The 15,903-nt window shown below is 69.9% G+C and carries 13 protein-coding genes; 3 read left to right on the forward strand and 10 right to left on the reverse strand.

Going from position 1 to position 15,903, the window contains the following annotated elements; genetic code table 11:
* Nucleotides 1-8 precede the first annotated feature (8 nt).
* Complete coding sequence (locus tag K8625_RS17850) at nucleotides 9-866, forward strand: SMI1/KNR4 family protein (protein ID WP_223749084.1); 858 nt, start codon at nucleotides 9-11, stop codon at nucleotides 864-866.
* A 218-nt stretch (nucleotides 867-1,084) separates the two neighbouring features.
* Here the strand turns inward: K8625_RS17850 and K8625_RS17855 are convergent, their stop codons facing one another.
* From K8625_RS17855 to aspD, 5 genes are all read right to left on the reverse strand, one after another.
* Nucleotides 1,085-2,413 (reverse strand): DUF1254 domain-containing protein, encoded by a 1,329-nt coding sequence (locus K8625_RS17855; protein WP_223749085.1) that lies wholly within the window; start codon nucleotides 2,411-2,413, stop codon nucleotides 1,085-1,087.
* 111 nt (nucleotides 2,414-2,524) lie between these two features.
* Nucleotides 2,525-3,415 carry a hypothetical protein gene (locus tag K8625_RS17860; protein WP_223749086.1) on the reverse strand — a complete coding sequence of 297 codons (891 nt, stop codon included), beginning with the start codon at nucleotides 3,413-3,415 and terminating at the stop codon, nucleotides 2,525-2,527.
* Between the two features lie 110 nt (nucleotides 3,416-3,525).
* Entirely contained in the window at nucleotides 3,526-4,665 is a 1,140-nt protein-coding gene (locus K8625_RS17865) for a hypothetical protein (RefSeq protein ID WP_223783366.1), read from the reverse strand.
* Nucleotides 4,666-4,689: 24 nt separating this feature from the next.
* Entirely contained in the window at nucleotides 4,690-5,856 is a 1,167-nt protein-coding gene (locus K8625_RS17870) for a type II asparaginase (protein WP_223783367.1), read from the reverse strand.
* 36 nt (nucleotides 5,857-5,892) lie between these two features.
* Nucleotides 5,893-7,560: an aspartate 4-decarboxylase gene (gene aspD / locus K8625_RS17875; protein WP_223783368.1), complete on the reverse strand. Its 1,668-nt coding sequence runs from the start codon at nucleotides 7,558-7,560 to the stop codon at nucleotides 5,893-5,895.
* Nucleotides 7,561-7,796: 236 nt separating this feature from the next.
* Here aspD and K8625_RS17880 point away from each other — a divergent pair, with 236 nt between their 5' ends.
* Both K8625_RS17880 and K8625_RS17885 read left to right on the forward strand, forming a co-directional pair.
* Entirely contained in the window at nucleotides 7,797-8,810 is a 1,014-nt protein-coding gene (locus tag K8625_RS17880) for a formylglycine-generating enzyme family protein (protein ID WP_223783369.1), read from the forward strand.
* Nucleotides 8,811-8,982: 172 nt separating this feature from the next.
* The gene (locus K8625_RS17885) at nucleotides 8,983-10,083 is read left to right on the forward strand and encodes an ornithine cyclodeaminase family protein (RefSeq protein ID WP_223783370.1); all 1,101 of its coding nucleotides are present in this window, start codon (nucleotides 8,983-8,985) and stop codon (nucleotides 10,081-10,083) included.
* A 10-nt stretch (nucleotides 10,084-10,093) separates the two neighbouring features.
* Here K8625_RS17885 and K8625_RS17890 read toward each other — a convergent pair whose 3' ends face one another.
* From K8625_RS17890 to K8625_RS17910, 5 genes are all read right to left on the reverse strand, one after another.
* On the reverse strand, nucleotides 10,094-11,092 hold the full coding sequence (locus tag K8625_RS17890; protein ID WP_223749092.1) for an NAD(P)H-quinone oxidoreductase: 999 nt from the start codon (nucleotides 11,090-11,092) through the stop codon (nucleotides 10,094-10,096).
* Nucleotides 11,079-11,606: a MaoC/PaaZ C-terminal domain-containing protein gene (locus K8625_RS17895; RefSeq protein ID WP_046713949.1), complete on the reverse strand. Its 528-nt coding sequence runs from the start codon at nucleotides 11,604-11,606 to the stop codon at nucleotides 11,079-11,081. Before K8625_RS17895 ends, K8625_RS17890 begins: the two co-directional genes overlap by 14 nt.
* Nucleotides 11,603-12,493, reverse strand: coding sequence for an aldolase/citrate lyase family protein (locus tag K8625_RS17900; protein ID WP_141331190.1), 891 nt, complete (start codon nucleotides 12,491-12,493; stop codon nucleotides 11,603-11,605). The genes K8625_RS17895 and K8625_RS17900 overlap by 4 nt, the downstream gene beginning before the upstream one ends.
* Nucleotides 12,490-13,722: an aminotransferase class I/II-fold pyridoxal phosphate-dependent enzyme gene (locus K8625_RS17905; RefSeq protein ID WP_223783371.1), complete on the reverse strand. Its 1,233-nt coding sequence runs from the start codon at nucleotides 13,720-13,722 to the stop codon at nucleotides 12,490-12,492. Before K8625_RS17905 ends, K8625_RS17900 begins: the two co-directional genes overlap by 4 nt.
* A gap of 6 nt (nucleotides 13,723-13,728) precedes the next feature.
* The coding region (locus tag K8625_RS17910) for a condensation domain-containing protein (protein ID WP_223783372.1) at nucleotides 13,729-15,903 on the reverse strand (2,175 nt) is incomplete at its 5' end.

Raw genomic sequence — 15,903 nt, forward strand, 5'->3', positions numbered from 1 at the left:
GTCGTTCGATGCCGCAGCCTCCCAAGGAGCTCGTCCGCGCTCTCGAACGTCTCGATGTGGCCATCCGCCGCGCCGACCCCGGGGGGCACGCCTCGTTCCTACCGCCGGCTGCGCCCGAGCAGCTGGCCGGGCTCGAGGCCGAGCTCGGGACGGCACTGCCAGGCGACCTTCGCGCCCTGTTCAGCTGGCACGATGGGACCGCGCTGGTGTCGTTCGATGGCTCGAGCGTTTACTCGATGATGGGCTGCGTCGAGGCGATCTCGACTCGTCGGTTTCTCCTCGGGTTCGACAGTGACGGTGCGCGGTTCTCCGAACATTGGGTTCCCGTGCTCACGAAGGGCAACGGCGACCACGTCGCGTATGTGCTGTCGGGAACCGAGGCCGGCCAGCTGGTCGAGTACCGACACGACGACGCCTCGCGCCCCATTTGGGCGCCCTCGCTCGCGGCACTCGTGGCCAGCGCACTGCGTACCTGGGAGAGCAAGCCCGTTCGAGAGCAGGGGGCGCTGATGCGGATCGGCGGGTGGAGCAGGGAGAGCGCGGTCCATGTGGGGGCGCTGGGGATCGGCGACGCCATCGTCGTGTGCACCCTCGGCGCGGCGATGCGCCCATTCTGGAACCTCTATGTTCAGGTCGACGCCAATCGGTGGGTGTGGGGATTCTCAGGAGCAGAAGATTGGGAGCCGGAGGCGCTCGCGGTGGCCTCGCGGGCCATCGGCGGCCCGCTGAAAGACACGAGCACCGTCGCATCCAGCGTGGACGGCCTCTTGCTCGACAACGCATGGACGTTCGAGGACCGCCCGCCGCGCGCCCCCGACGACTTGAGCATGCTGGGCGTGTACCGAGGCCGCGTCGTTCGCGCCTGACGTCGGCGGCTCGAGGTCAACCACCACGGCTCACGGGTAGCCTCGGTCCATGGGCCTTCGCACCTGTGCTGGTTGCCAACGTCACATCACGCCCCGTCGCTGACCGGACGGATACGAGGGCCGACAATCCGCCCCACCCCGCGGGGCGGACATCCCGGCCGCCAGGGACGGCGCGAGCGTCAACGGACGACACTCGCGTCGTCCCGCGGAGCCGGGGCTCAGTCGTTCAGCGCCTCGACGGCTGGAGGCACATAACGCCCCCGGAGCGCGGCCTCGGTGGGACCATAGAGCCGCAGCAGGAGATAGAACGGCCCTGTGGGCACCGGCAGCCAGTTGGACTGACGCGCGGCCTCCGGGGGCGTGCTCTGGAGGAAGAACGAGATGGAGCCATCCTCGGACCGCCTCAACGTGCGCGAGCGATCTCCCAGCGAGTACCGGTGGATGTCGTTCTCCACCAGCATGTGGCTCTTCGCGTCGTACGCGGTGAGGGACCAGAAGAAGCGCACCGGAGGAATCGCCTCCTTCGGGAAGCGCAGCACGTAGCGGGCACGCGCCCCATCGAGCGGACGGCCGGCGCCATCCAGGTGGGTGATGGGATAGACGGCCTCGGCCGCTGAGTTCGCGTAGAGGTAGTTCCACGCCACGCGGGCGCGCAGCGCGTAGTCGTCGCCGAAGTCACCCACCTTCGGGTCCGGCAGCTCCCACCCCTGATGCAGCATCGGCCGCTGCTGGATGGACTCGCGGGCCTCGCGGACTCCCGCCAGCATCGCGTCACGGAGGTCCGGTGGCAGCGACTTCGCGTCGAAGGACTCCCCGGGGCGCACCCCGACGCGCGCGAGCCTTGCCAGCAGCGGTCGCTCCGCATCGGAGAAGCGGTGCCACCGCATCATGAAGTTGATGTACTCGAACGCCTTCAGCGACGCGTCCGCCTTGTCATCGAAGTACGGAGGCCACGACACCTCGGGGAGCTTCGGCGCCGACTGCCCGGAGAACACGTGGAGCGGCGTCGCCTTGAACTCCCGCTGCAGCGGGACCGCGGCCGCCAGGTCCTTCGGACCGTCCACGCCGACGCGCAGCAGCGCCGCCACGAACCAGGAGTCGGAGCGGATGATGCTCGCGTCCTTCAGCGGCTCGGGCAGCGGCCCCGTCCAGTCAGGCCCCGAGACGACGAACCGCCCGGGGGCCGTGCCCGTGGCCCGCGTGCCGATGTACGGCAGGTTGTTCGTCGTGATGTCGACCAGCTGGATGCAGAAGTAGCGCCCGTTCAGCTCCGGCGTCTCCACCACCACGGGCCCGCCTCGCAGGTCCAACACCGCCACCGAGTAGAGCGTGTCGTTGTTCGGGGAGACGACCTCCCGGTCCTCGGAGGTGAACAGCCGGGAGAAGTGCAGGAACTGGTTGGCGGGCCGGAGCTGTGGCGACTCCGGACGGAAGTTCAGCGCGAACAGCCGGTAGTGCTCCACCAGGGGCAGGCCGAAGACATACGCCTCACGCGCGATGTCTCGCGCCTCCTGGGGCGACAGCCCCGTGGTCGATTGCTCCAACATGACTCACCTCGATGGCGTGGGTGCCGGGTCCGAAGCCCGGCTCATGCCCGCAAGCTGAGCCGCCACTTCCACCCGGGCAACACCGTCGCCGGACGACAGGAGGTGAGCCCGCTACGCCGGCACGCCACCCGGAGGAACCCGCTTCGAGCCCTCGGACTCTCCATGGCGCTTCACCCACAGCTTGTACGGGGTCAACGCCAGGACGCGGATGACGACGTACGCGCCCACCACGCCCGCCACCTCGAGCGCCCGGTAGTTCGGATAGCTCTGGGTGATGATGGTCATCGACAACACCGGGTGCGCGAAGGCCGCGGCCAGCACCACCGCCTTGCGGTCCTCCATTCGCGGCGCCCCCGCCCAGTGTCCCAGCACGGCCGAGATCGTCACCAGCAACACCAACGCCACCACCGCGAGCCACGCGGTGTGGATGAGCTTCGGACCGACGATGAAGAGCACGCCCACCGACACGGCGATGAGCAGCACGTTGAACACCCGACCACACCAGCGCGCGAGCGTCCGGGCCAGGCTCGGGAAGTAGTGCCCCACCGCGACTCCCACCATGAGCGGAGGGACGATCTTCACCAGCAGCAGCCGGAAGACCAGGCTCGGCGCCGCCCTGAACTCGACGCCCAGGAGCCGGTCCACGCCCCGCACCCAGAGCGGCACCGTCACCAGCGCGCAGAGGCTGAGCAGCAACAACAGGTTGAGGGACGTGGTGCTGCTGGCGCCCAGGGAGCGGGCCTGGTTCACCTGGAGCGGCGCGCCCGGACAGACGGCCATGAGCAGGACGGCGCTGGCCACCACCGTCGGCAGCCGGAAGACATGGACCAACGCGATGGCCACCAACGGCACCAGCAGGAGCACCACCAGCAGCGAGCGCGCATACAACGCCGGGCGCTCCAGGACGTGCCGGATGTCACCGGGCCTTCGCTCCAGGCCCTGGGTGAACATGAACAGGGTGACGATGTTGCCCAGCACGAACACGGCCAGGGTCCTGAGCATGCTCGCCTCCTTCCAAGCGGCATGCACACCGGCCGCCGTCGTTGGATATCCTCACGTCCGCCCCCTGCCGACAGTCCTCGGCGGACAGGCACCCGAGCGCAGGCCGCCGCTCAGCTCATGCTCTGGCGCAGCTGGTTCACCACCGCCAGGAACTGCCGGTCCACCATCAGCAGGATGACGAGCGGCGCCAGCCCGGCCCCTCCCACCGCCAGCAGCCCGCGCTGGTCCCACGGGAACAGCTTCATCTTGCGAGCCACCATGAAGGACGAGCCCAGGTCCGCCAGCGACGAGAAGTCCGGCGCGCCGAGCGTGGGGAGCTCGGGCTTCTTCTGGAACCATCGGTCCTCGAACTCGCGCGAGTGGTGCGCCGCGACGGCGGAGAACCACGGGTCCCCTCGCCGCTTCGCCGCCACCAGCGGCCGGAAGAAGCACGCCAGTGGCGCGAAGACGGCCAGGCAGGCCAGCACGGCGTAGAGGACCTGGGGCATGATGTAGACCAGCGGGGACTCGGTGATGGCGGCGGCGTTCGTCCGGAACGAGTATGACGCCACCGGCACGGACACCGCGAACACCACCGGCGCGAAGCTGGCCTGACAGACGGCCAGGAACCCCAGGCCGCCCGACTGGTCCGGGTGCGTGAAGGCCAGGCGAAGCGGAAGCCGCGAGACGCGCAGCAGGAAGACCGCCCACACGATTCCGCGCCACAGCCACCGCAGCACCAGGAAGCGCACCAGCGGCTGGGCCACGCAGAGGTACCAGCCGCCCGCGAGCGACGGCTGGCCCCAGGACGACACCTGCCACGCCCGCGACGGGTCCGGCGAGGTGAGCCACGCGAACGCGATGACCAGCCCCAGCAGCAGCAGCTCCACGCCCGCCGAGTCACACCACCGCGTGCACCTCCGGGCCAGCGCCTCCAGCGCGCCCCGTCCCCGCTCGCCCACCAGGTCCGCCCGGAGGAACTGACGCGCCGCCGCGCCCAGGCGGCTGTCGATGTAGGGCCCCGACGCCACGAGCACCGGCAGCGACAGCAGCAGCTCGCCATGGACCTGGAGATCCCGAAGCAGCAGGCGCGGGGCGTCGCCCCCCTGCATCCACGTCATCAGGACGAGCGGCCCCCAGCACCCCAACGCGAGCACGAGCGCGAAGAGGCCGGAGCGGCGCGGCTCGACACCGCGCAGCCGCCGTCCCAGCGTCTGGAATGGACCGCCCCTCACCAGCGAGAAGTCCGACAGCGTCTCCGAGCCCACCATGGGAGCACCGCGAGGCGGAGGGCCTCAGTACTCCTCGAACATCCGCTGGACGCGCGTGGGGTCCTTCGTCTCCAGCAGCGCCAGCTGGAGCAGCACGCGCGACTTCGCGGGGTTCAGCTCCCCGGAGGCCACGAAGCCCTTCTGGTCGTCGTCGATTTCATTGTTGCGCAGCACCAGGCCGCTCGGCAGGCGCGTGCTGCGCACCACCACCACGCCCTTCTTCACGTGCTTCGCCAGCGTGTCGAGCGCGGGCTGGGTCATGTTCCCATCCCCCACCCCCGCGATGACCAGCCCCTTGGCGCCGTTCTTCACCGCCGAGTCGATGAGGTCCGGGCTCATGTTCGCGTGCGCGTAGAGGATGTCCACGCGCGGCAGCGCGCTCTCGCCCGCGATGGAGAACTCGGAGTCCACCGTGTGCCGCTTGTCCATCTTCTCGAACCAGTGGATGTCACCCGTGTTGACCACGCCCGCGGGCCCGCGGTTCAGGCTGCGGAAGGTCTCCACGTTGGTGGTGTTCGTCTTCGTCACGTTCCGGGCCGCGTGGATTTCGTCGTTGATGACGATGAGCACGCCCCGCCCCTTCGCCTCCGGCGACGCCGCCACGGCCACCGCGTTGTAGAGGTTGCCCGGCCCGTCCGCGCTGGTGGCGGTGGCGGGCCGCATGGAGCCCACCAGGACCACCGGCTTGTCGCTCTTGACCACCAGGTCCAGGAAGTACGCCGTCTCCTCCAGCGTGTCCGTGCCGTGCGTGACGACGACGGCGTCCACGTCCGGCGAGGCCAGCAGCTCGTTGGTCCGCTTCGCCAGCTTCAGCCACACCGCGTCGTTCATGTCCTGGCTGCCGATGTTCACCACCTGCTCACCGGATAGCCGCGCCAGCTTGTCCAGGTTCGGCACGCTCTTGATGAGGTCCGCCACCTTGAAGGCCCCCGCCTTGTAGCCATACCCCTGGGGGTTGCCCTGCGAGCCGGCGATGGTGCCGCCCGTCGCCAGGATGCGCACCGACTGCAGCGGCGCCGCGTCCTTGCCGTCCTTCGCCTTCGTGTCCGCCGGGGCCCCGCGGGTCGACGACGCCTCCGCGCCTGGGGACGTGGGCCGCGCCGAGCCCTCCTGCGCGGCGATGCCCGCGCCCGTCAGCAGCAGGCCGACCGCGCACAACAGTCCTCGCATCGAGTTCTTCGAGCCATTCATGATGGGCCTCCGTCGAAGGTGGGCATCTTCGCGCGCTCACGAGTCCAGCTCGCGCCCCTTCCACTCCTGGATGGCGCGGATGACGATGTCCTTCAGGCCCTGGCCGATGCGCGGGTAGGCCTCGTCGTCCAGGTTCGCCAGCGACACGCGGGCCGACCACTCCGGCCCCTCGAAGCCGCTGCCGTTGAGCAGCACCACGCCATGCCTGCGCGCCAGCGCGAGCACGATGTCGAGCGGGTCATGCCGCGCCTCCTCGTACTCCACGAAGTCCTTCCCCACGTGCTTGCGCCCCCACGCCTCCAGGTCGAGCGTCTGGTAGTACGCCGAGCGCAGCGGGTCCTCCGGCAGGTCCACGCCCAGGCCCTGGTACAGCGCGGCCAGCCGCTCGCGGCAGATGCGCCGGCAGCGCTTCTTGTACGCGTCGTCCTTGTCCAGGAGCGCGAACAGCGAGAACAGCGACATCTGGAGCTGCTGCGGCAGGGACAGGCCCGCGGTGTGGTTCAACGCCACCGCGCGGCTGTCCGCCACCATCCGGTCGATGAACTTCAGCCGCTCGGGCTCGAGGGTGATGGAGCCGTAGCGCTCCTCGAGCATCTCGCGCTGGGCGGCCGGAAGGCGCGCGATCATGTCGTCGAGGATGTTGTCCTCGTGGAGCGCGACCACGCCCAGGCGCCAGCCGGTGCACCCGAAGTGCTTCGAGTACGAGTAGACGAGCAGCGTGTTGTGGGGCAGCTCCGCCGCGAGCGAGCGGAAGCCCTCCACGAACGTGCCGTACACGTCATCCGTCAGCAGCAGCAGGTCCGGCCGCTTCTTCCGGACGATGTCCACCAGCAGGTCCAGCGACTCACGCCGCATCGCCGTCGCGCCCGGGTTGCCTGGGTGGACCACGAAGAAGGCCTTGATGCGAGGGTCCTCCAGCTTGCGCAGCTCCGACTCCGGATACTGCCATGAGTGCCGCCCCTCCTCGGTCATCTCGCTCTGCCGGATGTCCACCGTGCGCAGGTCGAACTCCTCCAGGCGCGGAATCTCCAGGTAGGGCGTGAAGATGGGCGTGCCCAGGGCGATGGTGTCCCCCTTCTGGAGCAGGCCGTTCACCATCAGCGAGCGGAAGATGTACGTCATCGCCGCGGTGCCGCCCTCGACGGCGAACAGGTCGAAGCGCCCCGGCGGCGGACGGCCATCACACATCTCCTTCGCCAGATAGGACTGAACGATTCGCTCCGCGTGGACGAGCATCCGGTCCGGCACCGGATAGTTGTCGCCGATGGCCGCGTCGGTGAGCTCCCAGACGAACGCGTCCTCGTCGAAGCCCAGCTCGCGCACGCCGTGCTCCAGCGAGTCGCGCAGGAGCCTCACGGCCGCGCTGTCCTCCTGTGCGTCCAGGAAGTCGCGCAGCCGCCGGGCGATGCCCGGTGACTTCGGCATGCCCGCCAGCCCCACCTCGGGCTCGTTCCAGGTGCGGCGGCTCTCGCTCAGCGCGAACTGCCCCATCAGGAAGAACGCCTCGCGCGGCGTGGTGGCAATCCAGTTGGGGTTGCCCCGCCCCGCGTTGAGCATCACCGCCGCGCGCGTCTTCGCGGACTCGTCCGCCATCTCGATGAGCGTGTCCTTCAGCTCGAAGGGGCTGAGCTTGTGGAGCTCGCGGGGCGTGGTGGTGTCCGTCTGCTCCCTCACGCGCGTCTCCGTCTCGGTCCTCGTCTCCATGAGCCCCTCCTGCACGTTGGCGACAGGACGTTGTCCACGCGTGCACACGCCGCCAATCCGAAGGCGGACACGCCGCGGGCGCTCGCAGGTCCGGGTGCCTCCGAGCGCCCGGGGCCCCTCGGTCGCCCCGCCCCGCGGGGCCCGGTTGTCCCGCGCGACGAAGCCACCCAGCTTGCCGCCTGGGGCCACGAGCGTGCCCCTCCACCGGTGTGGACAGACGAAGAGCGAGGCGGCGGATGAGCGTGGATGTCGTCGGTGAAACCCAGGGCCTGCAGTCCCCCGTCTCGCGCAACGAGGTGGCGGAGAAGGACGCACCCGCCATGGACCTGGTGTGGATTCCGGGCGGCACCTACTGGATGGGCTCCGACCATCACTATCCCGAGGAGAAGCCCGCGCACCAGGTGACGGTCAGCGGCTTCTGGATGGACCGCCACACGGTGACCAACGCCGACTTCGCGCGCTTCGTCGAGGCCACCGGCTACGTCACCGTCGCCGAGCGTCCGCTGAATCCGGACGACTTCCCCGGCGCCACGCCGGAGCTGCTCGTGCCCGGCTCACTCGTCTTCCGCAAGACGGCCCGGCGCGTGAGCCTGAAGGACCTGACGCAGTGGTGGGCCTATACCCCCGGCGCCTGCTGGAAGGCCCCGGAAGGGCCCGGCAGCACGTGGCTCGGCCGCGAGCGCCACCCGGTGGTCCACGTCGCCTATGAGGACGCGGAGGCCTACGCCACCTGGGCCGGCAAGGACCTGCCCACCGAGGCCGAGTGGGAGCGCGCGGCCCGCGGCGGCCTGGACCGCAAGGTGTACGTCTGGGGCGACGAGTTCTCTCCGGGAGGCCAGCAGATGGCCAACATCTGGCAAGGAGAGTTCCCCTGGCAGAACCTGAACACCGATGGGTTCGAGGGGACCTCGCCAGTCGGGAGCTTCCCACCCAACGGGTATGGGCTCTTCGACATGGCGGGCAACGTGTGGGAGTGGACCTGCGACTGGTATCAGGAGCGCCACCAGGGCAACGGCGGCAAGGCGTGCTGCATCCCCGTCAACCCGCGCGGCCCCGCCTCCAGCGGCAAGAGCCTGGACCCGAGCCTTCCGCACGTGAGCATCCCCCGCCGCGTCCTCAAGGGCGGCAGCCACCTTTGCGCGTCCAACTACTGCCTGCGCTACCGCCCCGCCGCGCGCTCGCCGCAGTCCATCGACAGCGGAACCTCGCACATCGGATTCCGATGTGTCGTCCATGTCTCGGACGCGTGAGACGCCAACGTTCCGCCCGGAAAAAACGACCGGGTTCCGCTGGGTTGGGCCCCCCCTGTCGTGAACACGAAAGCCCTGCTAGTTTGCGCTCCCATTACAGAGCTGTGTTATCAGCAGATCCTGTTTCGCGAGTCAGCGACTGAAACAGCGGATTGGCCCAGGGGACACTCGAGTGAAGAGCGACGCGACACGGACACTGTTGGTGACTCGGGCGGACCTGCGCTGCATCGTGGAGGCAGTGGGTGCGGACGCGCTGATGGACGAGCTCATCCGCGCGCTCACCGACGCGCTGCGCACGTTCGACGGAGAGCTCACCGAGGTGCGCAAGCGGGATGGCTTCCTGACGGAGCATCCGCGCCAGCCCGGGTGTCTCGAGTGGATGCCGGTGATGCAGAAGGGCGGCGCCGTCACCGTGAAGATGGTGAGCTACAGCCCGTTCAACCCCGAGGAGCAGGGGCTGCCCACCATCATCGCGACCAACAGCCTGTATGACTCCAGGACGGGCCACCTGGTCGCGCTGATGGACGGCGTGTTCGCCACGGCGCTGCGCACGGGCGCGGCCTCCGCGGTGGCCACACGCTGCCTGGCCTCGCCGGACAGCCGCGTGCTGGGCCTGGTGGGCTGCGGCGCGCAGGCGGTGACGCAGCTGCACGCCATCAGCCGCGTGTTCCCGCTCACGGAGGTGCTCGCGTACGACACGAACCCGGAGGCGCAGGCGTCGCTCGCGCGTCGCACGGCGTTCCTCGGGCTGGACGTGAAGCAGGTGTCGCTTTCGGAGCTGGAGGAGCGCTCGGACATCATCTGCACCGCGACCTCCATCGCCGTGGGCGCCGGCCCCGTCATCTCCGGCAAGGCGCTCAAGCCGCACGTGCACGTCAACGCCGTGGGCTCGGACCTGCCGGGCAAGACGGAGCTGCCGCGCGCGCTCCTGGAGAAGAGCCTGGTGTGCCCGGACTTCACCGTGCAGGCGCTGGTGGAGGGCGAGTGCCAGCAGTTGAAGCCCGAGCAGGTGGGCCCGGACCTCGTCACGCTGGTGAAGAACCCGGACCGCTACGAGTCCTGGCGCCAGAAGGCCACCGTGTTCGACTCCACCGGGTACGCGCTGGAGGACCAGGTCGTCACCGCGCTGTTCCTGCGTCACGCGGAGCGGCTGGGGCTGGGCACGTCGGTGGGGCTGGAGACGGTGGGCGGCGACGCGCTGGACCCGTACTCGCTCCTGCACGAGCCGGGGGCCGCGGCCCGCGGCAACCTGCGCCGCGCCACGGGGAGCTGAAGCCACCGCCTCAGAGCTCCAGGAGGATCTTCCCGAAGCTCGCGTTGGATTCCATGTACCGGTGCGCGTCCGCCACGCGCGCCAGCGGGAAGGTGGTGTCGATGACCGCGCGCACGCGGCCGTCGACGAGCCGGGGCAGCCAACGCTCGCGGAAGCGCTGGACGACGGCGACCTTGGCGGCCAGGGGCAACGGACGCAGCGCCATGCCCTTGAGCTGGAGGCGGCGCAGCACCACCTGCTTCAGGTCCAGGTCGCCGCGGATTCCGTCCATCAGCCCCACGAGCATCAGCGTGCCGCCGAAGCGCAGCGCGCGCAGGTTGCGGCCCAGCGCCGCGCCTCCGACGAAGTCCTCCACCACGTCCAGGCCGCGTCCCTTCGTCCACTCGGGCACCGCGTCCGCGAAGTTCTCGCGCGTGCGCACCACGCCCGCCGAGGCGCCCAGCGCCAGACACCGGCGCAGCTTCTCGTCGCTGCCCACGGTGACGAAGACGGTGGCACCCACCTCGCGCGCCACCTGGATGCACGCGGTGCCGATGCCGCTGCCCGCGGCGTGGATGAGCACGGACTGACCGGGCCCCAGTCCGCCCAGCTCGACGAGCGACTCGTGCGCGGTGCAGTACGCCTCGGGCGCGGCCGCGGCCTCGACGAAGGACCAGCCCTCCGGAATCGGGAGGGCCATCCCCTCCTCCATCAGGCACGCCTCCGCGTAGCCGCCGCCGTCCACCAGCCCGAAGACGCGCGCGCCGGGCTGGAAGGCGCGCACCTCGTGGCCCACGGCCTCCACCTCGCCCGCGACCTCGATGCCGAGCAAGGGACTGGTGACGCCGGGAGGCAGCGTGTAGCCGCCGGCGCGCTGGCTGGTGTCTCCGCGGTTGAGGGCGGAGGCGCGCACGCGCACGAGGAGCTGACGGGGGCCGGGGACGGGCCGGGGTCGGGTCTCCAGGTGGAGCTGCTCCGGACCGCCTGGAGTCCGCACGACGACCGCGGTCATCACCTCAGTAGTTCGCATCCACGTCCACGCCATGGCGCCGCAAGGGCACGAGGAAGGAGCGCTCGAAGGTCATCACGACGGTGCCGTCCGCCTTGAGGCCCTTGGTCTCCACGGTGACCACTCCCTGTTTCGCGCGAGAGCGGGACCTCCTCTTGGCCAGCACCCGGCTCTCCGCGTACAGGGTGTCCCCCACGAAGACGGGGGCCGTCAACCGGATGCGGTCCCACCCGAGGTTCGCCACGCCCTTGGCGCTGGTGCTGTTCAGACTCATCCCCCCGACGATGGCCAGGGTGACGAGGCTGGACATCAGCGGCCGCTTCCACTCGGTCTTGCTGGCGTAGACGGCGTCGATGTGGAGCGGGTGGGTGTTGAGGCTGAGCAGCGACTGCCACATGTTGTCCACGTCGGTGAGGGTGCGGCCGGGGCGGTGCTCGAAGACATCGCCCACCTCGAAGTCCTCGTAGAACAGCCCGTGTGTCTCGCGGTAGCGCTGCTTGCCCACCTTCTTGTGGGCGGCCACCATCTTCTTCATGAGTCCCCGCTCCCGGAGCCCGCGCGAAGGTGGACGGGCGCCATGGCCTCGTCATGCTGGACGCTCGCCAGCACCCGCCGCGCCACCGTCACGAGCGGGGGGCCAATCATGCTCCCTCCGACCACGTGGATGCCGCCCTTTCCGTCACCCGCCTGCGCGAGCACCCGGCGCGCGTGGGCCACCATCTGCGGCGTGGGCCGCAGCGCCGCGTGCACCACGCCCACCTGGTCCGGGTGGATGACGATCTTCCCGGTGTAGCCCAGCGCCCCCACCTTGCGCGTCTCCTCCTCCAGCCCCGACAGGTCTCCCAGGCCGAAGTACGGCGAGTCGATGGCGTTGAGCCCCGCGATGGCCGCCGCCATGGCGATGCGCGAGCGCGCATAGAGCATGGGCTCCCAGGACAGGGACACGCCCATCTGCGCGGAGAGGTCCGCGGCGCCGAAGATGAGGCCGCGCAGGCGGGGCGCGGACAGGGCGATGGCGTCCACGGCCTCCACACCGCGCGCCGTCTCGATGATGGCCAGGAGCGACAGCTCCGGGAAGCGGTCTCCCAGGAGCGCGTCCAGCTGCTGGATTTCGGCGGGCGACTCCACCTTGGGCAGCAGCAGGGCATCCAGTCGCGCGTTGGAGTCCAGCAGCGCGAGCACGTCGCGCAGGCCCGCCTCCGTGCGCAGGCTGTTGATGCGCAGGCACAGCGGCCCGCGTGGGCGGGAGGAGGACAGATAGGACAGCGCCAGCCGGCGAGCCTCCGACTTCAGGGCGTGGGGGACACCGTCCTCCAGGTCGAGCAGTCCCATGTCCGCGCCCACCTCCACCGCCTTGTCGAAGCGGGAGGGGTCGATGGCGGGCGTCACCAGGAAGGACCTGCACTGCAAGGGCATGGTCATGATGCGAGTGGCTCCGAGGTCCCGGGCGCCGCCAGCTCCAGCACGGCGTCACACAGCCGCTGGAGGTCCTCGGTGGACAGGTTGGAGCGCAGCATGATGCGAAGCCCCGCACGCCCCTTGGGGACGATGGGGAAGAACACGGCGGAGGAGTAGAAGCCCGCGGCCATCAACCGCCGCGAGCGCTCCACCGCCAGGGGCTCGGGCCCCACGTCGATGATCTTGATGGGGAAGTCCTCGCCCGCGGTCCGCGTGGGCACGCGCTCGTCGAAGTAGCGCACGTTGGCCCGGAGGGCGCGCTGTCGCTCGGCCAGGTCGGCGCCCCCGTGCAGCCGCGCCGAGGCCAGGCTCGCGCCGATGGCCGGAATCGACAGGCTCTGGGACCAGCCCAGCGGACCCGCGAAGCGGCCCACCAGGTCCGCGTGCTGCTGGGGCCCCAGCATGACGGCGCCGCCCGCCGTGCCGAAGCCCTTGCCCAGCGAGCCGATGATGATGGTGCGCGAGTTGACCTCGCCGCCCATCGTCGCGCGCACGTAGCCCTCGCCCGACGCGCCGTAGATGGAGAGCGAGTGCGAGTCGTCGAAGTAGAGGAACAGCCCGTACTTGTCCTGCAGGTGGAACAGGTCCTTCACGATGGCCACGCCGCCCATGGAGTAGAAGCCGTCCGCCACGTACGCGACGCGCGCGTGCTTGCGGCAGAGGTCCTCCAGGAAGTCCAGGTCGTTGTGCGGCGCGGTGATGACGTGCGTCTCATCCGCGCAGATGGGCTTGATGAGGTTCATCGAGAAGTGCGCGGACTTGTCGAAGACCAGGATGGGCTTGTGCCCGTCGGGCAGCAGGTGGCCGGACGCGATGAGGGGCAGGAGGCCCGCGCTGGCGGAGCTGGCGGAGTTGGTGACGATGGTCTTCGCGCGCCAGCGGTGGGTCAATTCCTCCTCGAGCGCGTCCAGGTCCGCCAGCCGGATTCGCAGCCGGGAGATGGACATGCACAGGGTGCGCTCGCGCTGGAGCACGTCGATGGCGCCCTGGAGCACGTCCGGGTGCGAGTCCAGCCCCAGGTACGAGCACGAGCACATGTTGATGAACTCACGGCCATCCGGCAGTGCCAGCGTGCCGCGTCCGGTGTTGTGCACGGACAGGTCCAGCAGCCCCGCTTCCTTCGCCGACGTGAACGACGGGTTGCCGTGGCCGATCATCGACTCCGTGTTGCGATAGCGATTCTTGAGTTCCATGACGGCTCACTCCTGCCCTTCGAATCCTGGGATGACCGCGTCGATTCCGACCCGCATGTCCGGCGTCGCCAGCGCCGCGTCGAGGAGCGCGGAGAAGGCGTCACACAGTCGTCGTGCGGTGTCGGGCTCGAACAGGTCGGTGTTGAACTCCAGCAGCCCGGAGAACCCGTCCTCCTGCTCCTGGAGCGAGAGCGTCAGCTCGTAGATGGAGGCACCGCGATCCGACGGCATCGGCATCAAGGTCAGCTCCGGCAGTTCCAGCGATTCTGCGGGAGTGTTCTGGAGCACGAACATCACCTGGAAGAGCGGCGCCCGGTTCTGCTGTCGCTGGGGGACGAGGGTGTCCACCACCTGGTCGATCGGCACCTCCTGGTGCGCGTAGGCGCCGAGGGTGACGTCGCGCACCCGGGCCAACAGCTGCCGGAAGGAGGGATTGCCGCGCACATCCACGTTCAGCGCGACGGTGTTGACGAACAGGCCGATGAGGGACTCCACCTCCGGGAGCGCGCGGTTCGCGATGGGAGAGCCGATGACCAGCTCCTCCTGTCGAGCCCGGCGGCAGAGCAAGGTGCCGAACAGGGACAGCAGCGCCATGAACGGCGTCACGCGCTCGCGCTGGCACAGCAGGTTGAGCGCGTCACTGCGCGCGCGCCCCAGCGACACGGGAATCCAGGTGCCGTTGAACGTGCGCGTGGGAGGACGGGGCTTGTCGAGAGGCAGCTCCAGCAGCTTCGGCGCCTTCGCCAGGGCGTTGCGCCAGTAGGACAGCCGGGACTCCAGCTCGACACCGGACAGCCAGCGGCGCTGCCAGGCCGCGTAGTCGGGGTATTGAATCACCAGCGGAGGCAGCGACGGCGCCGAGCCGCGCGCGAAGGCGGTGTAGAGGTGGACCACCTCGCGGGTGATGACGCTCTCGGACCAGCCATCCGAGAGGATGTGGTGCTTGCTGAAGATGAACAGGTACTCGTCGTCCGCCAGGCGGATCAGACCGCCGCGCACCAGGGGCCCCTGCGTGAGGTCGAAGGGCTTGCGCGCGTCCTCGGCGATGCGACGGAGGACTTCTTCTTCCCGGTCCTCGCGGGCCCGGAAGTCCTCCAGCGGCAGGTCGATTCGCAACGTCGCGGCGACCTTCTGGACGGGCTGACCGGCTTCCTCGGTGAAGGTGGTGCGCAGGGACTCGTGTCGGTCCACCAGGGCCTGGACCGCGGCCCGGAGCGCATCCGGATTCAGCGCGCCCTTGAAGCGGTACGCCGCGGGCTGGTTGTAGGCCGTGGACTGGGGGTTGGCCTTGAACAGCTTCCACAGGCGCTCCTGCGAATAGGACAGCGGCACCGACTTGTCGCGTGATGCGGGGACGATGGGGGGCAGGGTCGCCAGCGGCGCGCGCGGCGCGGCCTCGATGCGTCGGGCCAGCGCGGCCACGGACGGTGCCTCGAAGAGCGTCGTCAGGTGGATGTCCGCCTTGAGCCGATTGCGGATGCGCGCCACCACCTGTGTCGCCAGCAGCGAGTGACCGCCGAGGCTGAAGAAGCTGTCGGTGACGCTGACCCTCGGCAGCTTCAGCACCGACGCGAAGGCCTCCGCCAGCTGCGTCTCCAGCGTGTCCCTCGGCGCCACGAAGGGCGCCACGCCCCTCAGGCTCGCCAGGTCCGGCGCCGGCAGCTTCGCCCTCGCCACCTTCCCGCTCGGCGTCAGCGGCAGCGCCTCCAGTCTCACCAGCGCCGGCGGCACCATGTACTCCGGCAGCTTGCGCCCCAGCGCCTCCTTCAGCCCCTCCGGCTCCCACGCCGCCCCCGCCCTCGGTACCACGTACCCCACCAGCCTCCTGTCCCCCGGTGTCTCCTCGTGCACCCCCACCGCCGCGTCCTTCACCCCCTCCAACTCCCTCAGCGCCGCCTCCACCTCCGCCAACTCAATCCGGTAGCCGCGCACTTTCACCTGCGCGTCCAGCCGCCCCAGGAACTCCACCACCCCGTCGCTCCTCCACCTCGCCCTGTCTCCCGTCCGGTACAGCCTCGCCCCCACCTCCCTCGCGTACCCGTCCGGCACGAAGCGCTTCGCCGTCAGCTCCGCCCTCTCGTGGTACCCCTGCGCCAGCTGCGCCCCTCCAATGTGCAGCTCTCCGGCCACCCCCACCGGACACAGCCTCCCCTTCTCATCCAGCACCAGCAGCTTCGTGTC

It is taken from the genome of Myxococcus sp. AS-1-15 (assembly GCF_020037055.1).
Lineage (GTDB): Bacteria > Myxococcota > Myxococcia > Myxococcales > Myxococcaceae > Myxococcus > Myxococcus fulvus.